General features: G+C 48.2%; 3 protein-coding genes. All 3 read left to right on the top strand.

Annotated elements, in window-relative coordinates; genetic code table 11:
* Nucleotides 1–698, top strand: a 698-nt coding sequence (locus ACUVJL_RS11925) for a calcium-binding protein (protein WP_445246043.1), incomplete at its 5' end; no start/stop codon positions are given.
* A 100-nt stretch (nt 699–798) separates the two neighbouring features.
* Entirely contained in the window at nt 799–978 is a 180-nt protein-coding gene (locus tag ACUVJL_RS11920; protein WP_445246042.1) for a hypothetical protein, read from the top strand.
* Between the two features lie 427 nt (nt 979–1,405).
* The coding region (locus tag ACUVJL_RS11915; RefSeq protein ID WP_445246041.1) for a DUF4347 domain-containing protein at nt 1,406–4,683 on the top strand (3,278 nt) is incomplete at its 3' end.

Genomic DNA, 4,683 nt, shown 5'->3' with positions numbered 1-4,683 from the left:
CGATCGCCATGCCAAAACCATCGGTATCAAGTAATGTGCGATCGGGTTTACCAGAAAACACCCTATTAGGTGATGTTTATTTACTAACAGATGGCAATGATACCAGCATCCCACCAGAAGCATTAGGTTTAACCATATTTGCTCTCTCTGGTAACGACTCATTAACAGGTTTAGAATCACCAGATACCTATTTTGCTAATCAAGGAGAAGATAATCTAGTGGGTGCAGGTGGTGACGATCAACTATTTGGCGGTAAAGGTTCCGACTGGATCGATGGCGGTATTGGCAACGATTTTGTTAATGGGAATAATGACAACGATATCCTGCTAGGTGGTGATGGCAATGATACCCTGCGCGGTGGTAAGCAAGATGATATCTTATCAGGCGGGGCGGGTAATGATATCCTGTATGGCGATCCCGGTTTTGATATTCTCACAGGAGGCGCAGGAAATGATAACTTTGTATTACAAGATACGGCTACTGACCCATCTCAATATGATGTAATTACTGATTTCAGTTCGGATGATAAAATCCAGTTGATTGGTGTCACTTTCAGTCAACTAACTTTTGAGTCTGTTAATGTCATCTTAGATGGTGCAACTGCTGTAGTATCAACGGCGATCAAATCTGGGAATGACTACTTAGGACTGGTTTATAATGTCAATCCAACGGCTCTTAATAGTAGCTCTTTCTTGTAATATTGCTGGGGAAGATACTATACGCTAAGCCATCACAGAGAGGCGTTTGCCTCCCTGTTTGGACAGTTAGTTCCTGATACTATCTGTGGCGGTGTAGGTAATGGCTTTAGGACTCAAGTCAAATCCGGTAGCATCGGAATTAATATTACCCACAGCTTTCGAGACGGCGCAGTGCGGTTTCCATACAATTAATCGCGGTAGGGAAACGGCACTGCGGTGTCATCTAGATTATGTCGATCGTGCAACCGGAAACGATATCAAGTCAAAAAAACCGGGTTGAGCCAAAAAATCGTGGATCTCTTTGAGAAATATTGATGCAGGGTTTCGACACTTCGACTTGGCTGAGTGCGCCACTTTTCTCAACCACCAGGGTTTTTGGCCCCGCGTGTGTCCAAGACAGGAGTTAATCAGTGGTAATGAAAAAGCCGATATCCGGGAGCAGTTAGGTGTTAGCGTTGGAGTGAGTAGGAATTTGATAATATCTGCTAATTGCCGACTGATTTAAGAAAGAAAGAAAAGTGATCTCGCACTTCTACCAATTTTAAAAGGTGTAGCCAAAATTTAACAAGTCTTCATACTTTCTGCCGCGCCACTATCGTGGATTGAATCAGAAATCATATATTTTATACAAATTATTGCGATCGCACTTTGTATCCAAATAAAATTGCTAAGCTGACAATTGTTTAAAATATAACCGTATTCTACTAATGCTACATACAACAATTAGAGAGATTGCCTTCATCGGGTCCGACATCCCAGACAGCCAAACCCTGATCGCGGGCATCAAAAAAGGCATCGAAACCGCCATCCTCGACCCAAACCGGGATGCCATAGCACAAATCACCCAAACCCTCAAAGGCAAAAAATACTCAGCCATCCACATCATCTGTCACGGTGCCCCCGGTCATCTGCAGTTAGGGAATACAGCATTAAATATTGAAACCCTCCCCCAGTACACTTTTGAGATACAACAGTGGCGAGAAAGCCTGAGTGCAGAGGCATCCATCCTACTGTACGGGTGCAACGTCGCCGAGAGTGTAGAAGCCGCTGCGCCGACATATTTGAGAATAATCGACAACTCAAATAAACCCGCCCCCACCCCACCATACGGCAATCAATTCCTGACTCAACTGCACCAACTCACCGGGGCTTTCATCGTCGCCAACCCCAACCCCACGGGCAACTGGGAACGAGGAGGAACCTGGAAACTCACTTCATCCATCCCCCCATCCCCCACACAACCCAAACTCGCCCTCACAGAAACCGCCCTCAAAACCTACAGCGGCATCCTGGGTTTCGCCCCCAAAGTAGACTTTCCCACTGGGAGTGTCCCCAATTCAGTCAGCATCGGCGACTTCAACGGCGACGGTTCACCAGATGTAGCAACAGCGAACGAGTTGAGCTACACCACCTCCATCCTCATCAACACCACCCCCACAGGCGGTACCACCCCCACCTTCGCCCCCAAAGTAAACTTCCCCGCTGGGCGTATCCCCAAGTCAGTCGTCATCGGCGACTTCAACGGCGACGGTTCACCAGATGTAGCAACGGCGAACCGTAACAGCGACACCACCTCCATCCTCATCACCACCACCCCCACAGGCGGTACCACCCCCACCTTCGCCCCCACAGTAGACTTCACCACTGGGAGTCTCCCCAATTCAGTCAGCATCGGCGACTTCAACGGCGACGGTTCACCAGATGTAGCTGTGGCGAACCAAAACAGCAACACCACCTCCATCCTCATCAACACCACCCCCACAGGCGCTACCACCCCCACCTTCGCCCCCACAGTAGAGTTCCCCACTGACACTTACCCCTATTCAGTCAGCATCGGGGATATCAACGGCGACAGGAAACCAGATGTAGCAACGGCGAACACGGACAGCGACACCACCTCCATCCTCATCAACACCACCCCCACAGGCGGTACTACCCCCACCTTCGCCCCCAAAGTAGACTTCCCCACTGGGGATAACCCCCATTCAGTCAGCATCGGCGACTTCAACGGCGACGCGAAACCAGATGTAGCAACGGCGAACTGGAGCAGCGACACCACCTCCATCTTCCTCAACAACACCCCCAAAGTCAGCATCGCAGCCGACACTACCCCCACCGAAACAGGCCCCACTAATGGCACATTTACTATTACCCTCGATACTCCCGCCCCCGAAGGCGGTTTAGTCATCAACTTCGACACCACCGGCAGTACCGCCACCAACCCCAGTCACTACTCCTTAAGTGCGGGTACGAATATCACGGCTGTGACTGCCAACACTTTCACCATTGCCGCGGGTGCAACCAACGCCGTTCTCAATGCCGTCCCCGTCGATGATGCTATCATCAACCCAGGCGAAACAATCAAAGTTAACGTCACTGCCGATACCAACAATTGGAACTACTTTCTCGATCCAGTTGTTGAGAATACAACTGCGACACTGACAATTACCGACAACGACGACATCCCCACAGTCAACCTCTCCGTTTCCCCAGCCACAACTACAGAAACAGGAAGTCCAACTATCACCGTCACCGCCACAGCATCCACCCCAGTTGTCGGAGAGCAAAACGTTGAAGTTAATCTTTCAGGAACCGCCACGGATGATGATTTTACAGGGGAAATTCCTGCTAACATAACCATTCCTGACGGTGAAACCACAGGTTCATTTACCGTTAATATCAATGATGATGAACTAATAGAAGGAAGTGAAACAGGTACATTCACAATCTCGAATCCTTCTAGCGGTATTGTTTTGGGAACTACCACAACAGGTGAGGTGGAAATTACCGACAACGACGACTTCCCCATCCCCACAGTCAACCTCTTAGTTTCCCCAGCCACAAGTACAGAAACAGGAAGTCCAACTATCACCGTCACCGCCACAGCATCCAGCCCAGTTGTCGGAGATCAAACCGTTGAAGTTAATCTTTCAGGAACCGCCACGGATGACGACTTCACAGGGTTCATTCCTGCTAGCATTACCATTGCTGACGGTGAAACCACAGGTTCATTTACCGTTAATATCAATGATGATGGACTGGTAGAAGGAAGTGAAACAGGTACATTCACAATCTCGAATCCTTCTAGCGGTATTGTTCTGGGAACTACCACAACAGGTGAGGTGACAATTACCGAGGACGACTGCATCTGCGATGACATTGACTATCCCAACTTAAACCAACCGAATAGTGTTGAAAACACCATAATCGGTGACTCGACAATTCAAATAGGCACTGCCCAAAACGATGAATTCCTAGGCAGCAACTTGGGCAATATATTCGATGGTAAATCCGGGGATGACAACTTATATGGCGGCGACATTGGCGACATCCTCAACGGGAACAAAGGCAGGGATTTTATCAGCGGTGGTAACGGTGATGACATCCTATCGGGAGATGAAAATAATGACATTATTCTGGGCGACTTGGGTGAGGATTTAATCTGGGGAGGCAAAGGCAAGGATTCCCTAAGTGGTGGCGAAGGTAATGACCTGATTCGGGGTGAGGAAAATAATGACTTCATCGATGGTGGCATGGATAATGACACCTTAAAAGGAGGCCAAGGTGACGACATTATACTAGGTAGTCAAGGTGACGACTACCTGTTTGGAAACCAGGGCTCGGATACTATCTGTGGCGGTGAAGGTAATGACTTAATCAGTGGTAACGAACAAGCAGATATCCTGGGAGGGTGTGAAGGAAATGATACTCTGTACGGAGGCGAATCCAACGATACTCTCACTGGTGGTCAAGGTGATGATATTCTTTACGGAGAATTGGGCTCCGATAGTTTAACTGGCGGTAGTGGCAATGATATCTTTGTCTTAAATTCAGGTCAAGGATTTGATGTTATTGCGGATTTTACAAGCGGTCAAGATTTGATAGGATTAAGCGGAGGTTTGAGCTTTGGTCAGTTAGCAATTACTCAAAATAATCAGGGAACTATCATCAAGAATATCTTGACAGGAGAGGAGTTAGGTGTGAT

The sequence above is a fragment of the Microcoleus sp. OTE_8_concoct_300 genome (assembly GCF_031383065.1).
Lineage (GTDB): Bacteria > Cyanobacteriota > Cyanobacteriia > Cyanobacteriales > Microcoleaceae > Microcoleus.
Note: the sequence above shows the minus strand (reverse complement) of the source record. Positions and strands in the feature narration are given on the sequence as shown.

What these genes read in the sequence shown, in the direction of transcription:
- ACUVJL_RS11920 (WP_445246042.1), top strand. Translation starts at nt 799, where the DNA reads ATGGCTTTAGGACTCAAGTCAAATCCGGTAGCATCGGAATTAATATTA.